The 3,901-nt window shown below is 78.7% G+C and carries 1 protein-coding gene; it reads right to left on the reverse strand.

Features of this window, described 5'->3' with window-relative positions; genetic code table 11:
* A partial coding sequence (locus VFZ20_RS23705; RefSeq protein WP_329686430.1) for an amino acid adenylation domain-containing protein occupies nt 1-3,901 on the reverse strand: 3,901 nt, incomplete at both ends.

A 3,901-nucleotide genomic window follows, 5' to 3' on the forward strand; every position in this document is an offset into this window, starting at 1 on the left:
CGCGCGAGCACGCCCGTGGACCACCCGTCCGTCGCCGCGTGGTGCAGGGTGAGGAGGAGCACGTGCTCCGCCGGCCCCGTGCGGACGAGCCGCGCGCGCAGCAGCGGCCCCCGCTCCAGGTCGAAGGGCCCGGCGCGCTCCCCGGCCGCCAGCGCGTGCACGACCCGGTCGCGGGCCGCGGGGGCCAGCCCTCGCAGGTCCACCCGCGGCAGGGGGACGGGGGCGGCGGGGTGCACCACCTGCAGCACCCGCCCGCCGGATTCGCGCAGGGTGGTGCGCAGCGCCTCGTGCCGGCGGACCACCTCCGTGAGCGCCCGCGCCAGCCCCCGCGCGTCCAGCGCCCCCCGGACGACGAGGCCGTAGTGCAGGTTGAACGAGGGGTCCCCCGGCCGGGCGCGGTGCGCCCGCCACAGGCGCTCCTGCCCCCACGACGCCGGCGGGTCGCCCGCGCGCGCCACGCGGCGCGGCGCGAGCGGGCGGGCGGGTGACCCCGCCAGGGCGCGCTGCACCAGGCCGCTCATCCCCGCCACGGTGGGGTGCTCGAAGAACGCGCGCAGGGGCACCTCCACCCCGAGCTCCCGCCGCGCGCGGGCCACCAGGCGCGTGGCCAGGAGCGAGTGCCCGCCCAGGGCAAAGAACGGCTCGTGCACCCCCACCCGCTCCACGCCCAGCGCCCGGGCCCACAGCCCCGCCACGATCTCCTCCACGGGCGTGCGGGGCGCCACGTACGCGGCGCCCTCGTCCCACGCGGGCGCGGGAAGGGCCTGGCGGTCCACCTTGCCGCCCGGCGTGCGGGGCAGCGCCGGCAGCACCACGAACGCCGCGGGGACCATGGCCTGGGGCAGGTGCGCGGCCAGGTGCGCCCGCAGCGCGGCGGGCTGCACGGACGCGGGCGGGGCGGCGGCCACGTACGCCACCAGGCGCCGGTCGCCGGGGGCGGCGTCGTGGGCCAGCACCCGCGCGTCCGTGATCCCCGGGACGCGGCGCAGCAGCCCCTCGATCTCCCCCGGCTCCATGCGCAGCCCGCGGACCTTGACCTGCTCGTCCAGCCGGCCCAGGCACTCCATGGCGCCGTCCGCGCGGCAGCGGCCCAGGTCGCCCGTGCGGTACAGGCGCGCGCCGGGTGGGCCGTACGGGTCCGGGACGAAGGCGGCGGCCGTCCGGGCAGGGTCTCCCAGGTAGCCCAGCCCCACGCACCGCCCGCCCAGGTGGATCTCGCCCGCGACGCCGGGAGGCGCCAGCCGGCCGCCCCGGTCCAGCACCAGCGCCGTCGTGTTGGCGATGGGCCGGCCGATGGGGATGCGCCCGCCGTCGCCGCGCGCCACGCGGTGGTGGATGGAGCCGATGCTGCACTCCGTGGGGCCGTACAGGTTCACGACGCGGACGCCCGGAAAGCAGTCCATGAACCGGTGCGTCGTCTCCGCCGTGACCTGCTCGCCCCCCACGATGACGGTGCGCAGCGACGACAGCCGCTCCCGGGCGCGGGCGTCGGCCACCAGCTCCGGCACCAGCGCGTTGAAGACGGAGGGGACAAAGTCCGTCATCGTCACCCCCCGGGCGTGGATGAGCCCGGCCAGGTGGTCCGCGTCGGCCTCGCCGTCCGCGCGGGGCACCACGGCGTGCCCGCCCAGGGTCAGGGGCCAGAGCAGCTGCCACACGGCGCTGTCGTACACGTGCCGGGTGGTCTGCAGCACGCAGCGCGCGGACGCTGCCCCGAAGGTCTCCGTCATCCACAGGAACCGGTTGGTGATTCCCCCGTGGGGCACCACGGCCCCCTTGGGCGCGCCCGTGGAGCCGGAGGTGAAGATGGCGTAGACGGGGTCGTCCGGGCCCACCCCGTCGTCCGGCAGGTCGGGCGCGCCGTCCCCGTCCAGGCGCACGGGGACCACGGGCACGCCCAGCCCGGCGGCCCGCTCCGCCACGTCCTCCGTCGCCAGCAGCAGCGGGGGATGCAGGGCGCGCAGCACCCCGCGCAGCCGCGCCTCGGGCCACGCCGCGTCCAGGGGGACGAACGCGGCGCCCGCCTTGAGCACGGCCAGCATGGCCACGGCCACGTGCACGCCCCGCTCCGCCAGCACGGGGACGAACCCGCCGCGCCCCACGCCCCGGCCGCGCAGCGCGCGCGCCAGCCCGTTGGCGATGCCGTTGAGCCGGGCGTAGGTGAGCGCCACGTCCTCGTGCACCAGGGCCGGCGCGTGCGGCGTCCGCGCGGCCTGGGCCTCGACGAGCCGGTGGATGCAGCGGTCCAGGGGGTACGGGCGCGCCGTCCCGTTCCACCCCCGCAGCACCTGGCGGCGCTCCGCCCGGCCCAGCAGCTCGACCTCCGCGGGGCGGCGGCCGGGATCGCGGGCCACGTGCCGGGCCAGGCGGCCCAGGTGCTCCAGCATCCGCGCGGCCGTCGCCGCGTCGAACCGGTCCGCGTCGTACTCCAGGACGGTCTCCACCCCCGCCCCACCCCGCACGCAGGTGAGCGACAGGTCGAACTTGCTGGCCCGCGCCTCGCCGCCGGCGCCCTCGATGGCCAGCCCCGCCGGGGCCGGCCCCGCCCCGTCCCCGGCCTCCACGACGGTGAACATCACCTGGAAGAGGGGCGTGCGCCCCGCCGCGCGCTCCGGCCGCAGCTCCGCCACCAGCCGGTCGAACGGCACGTCCTGGTGGTCGTACGCGCCCAGCGCCGTCCCGCGGACGCGCCGCACCACCTCGCGGAACGCGGGCGCGCCCCCCAGGTCCGTCCGCAGCACCAGCGTGTTGACGAACAGGCCGATGAGCGGCTCCAGCTCGCGGCGCGCCCGGCCGGCCACGGGCGTGCCCACGACGACGTCGTCCGTCCCGGCGTAGCGGGCCAGCAGCGCCTGGAAGACGGCCAGCAGCACCATGAAGGGCGTGGCCCCCTCGGCGCGCCCGACCGCGTCCAGCCCCGCCGCCACCCCGGCCGGGAGCACGGCGGACACGCGGCCCCCGCGCGCGCCGGGGGTGGCGGGGGGTGGCCGGTCCGCGGGAAGGTCCAGGACCTCCGGCGCGCCTGCCAGCCGGTCCCTCCACCACGCGAGCGGCCCGTCCAGGGCCGCGCCCCGCAGGTGGTCGCGCTGCCACGCGGCGTAGTCCCCGTACTGGACGGGCAGCGGCGGCAGGCCATCCGGGTCCGCGTACAGCGCCGCCAGCTCGCGACGCAGCACGTCCATGCTCCACCGGTCGCAGACGATGTGGTGAATGCACGTCAGCAGCACGTGCTCTTCGGCGGCCAGCCGCAGCAGCCGCGCGCGGAAGAGGGGGCCCGCGGCCAGGTCGAAGGGCCGCTCCGCCTCCTCCGCCCCCCGCCGCCGCGCCGCCGCCGCGCGTGCGCCATCCTCCAGCCCCGACAGGTCCTCCACGGGGAGCGGAAACCCGGCGAAGGGCGCCACCACCTGCGCGGGCGCGCCGTCCACCTCCACGAAGGTGGTGCGCAGGGCCTCGTGCCGCAGCACCACCCGGCCCAGCGCCCGCTCCAGCGCGGCCGCGTCCAGGGGGCCCGTCACGCGCAGGGCGGACGACAGGGTGTATGACGCGCGCCCCGGCTCCATGCGGTCCAGGAACCACAGCCGCTCCTGGGCGAAGGAAAGGGGAAGCGGTCCGCCCCGCGCCACGGCGCGCACGGGGGGAAGCGCGGGGGCGCCGGCGCGGCGGAGCGCCTCCACGCGCGGCGCCAGCGCGGCCACGGCGGGCGCCTCGAAGAACGCGCGCAAAGGCACCTCCACCCCCAGCACGTCGCGGACGCGCGACAGCGCGCGGACGGCCAGGAGCGAGTGCCCGCCCAGGTCAAAGAAGCTCGCCTCCACGTCCACGCGCTCCACCCCCAGCACGTCGCCCAGCACCCCGGCCAGCAGCGCCTCCACGGGGGTGCGGGGGTCCGCGGCGGCGTGCG

Source organism: Longimicrobium sp. (assembly GCF_036280135.1).
GTDB lineage: Bacteria > Gemmatimonadota > Gemmatimonadetes > Longimicrobiales > Longimicrobiaceae > Longimicrobium.